Genomic DNA, 382 nt, shown 5'->3' with positions numbered 1-382 from the left:
AAGTACGGCGAAATCCGCGCCATCTGCGGCTCGCTCAGCAGGAACAAATCATCCATCACCGCCTCCTCATCAGAGACGGTGAATCACAGATCATTCCTAATTAATAGGTCCTGAGCCTAGTCTCGCCGCTTAGCGTGCGTTCGACACGGGGCGTAATGGGGCGCTCATGGCGTGAGCGACCGCGATGGCGATTTTCTGCCCTACGRCACTTTCCAGTTCGATGAGGTTCCCAGAGCTCAGGTCGGCCTCGAAAATGGCCGACCAGAGAATGGCGGCCGTTTCTCCTTCGACGAGGCGGCTTGTTATTCTGAGCTTGTTATCGGCAGCCCGGATCTTCTGAGCTTGTTATCGGCAGCCCGGATCATCCCCTCAAGGATGAGCC

The 382-nt window shown here is 57.0% G+C and carries 1 protein-coding gene; it reads left to right on the top strand.

Going from position 1 to position 382, the window contains the following annotated elements; genetic code table 11:
• Positions 1 to 171: 171 nt before the first annotated feature.
• Positions 172 to 382 (top strand): hypothetical protein (locus AC1D34_RS38375; protein ID WP_476827125.1); only part of this gene is annotated, 211 nt, incomplete at its 3' end.

The organism is Allobosea sp. P1_A7, from assembly GCF_056406775.1.
This window is presented reverse-complemented; position numbering and strand designations above follow the sequence as displayed.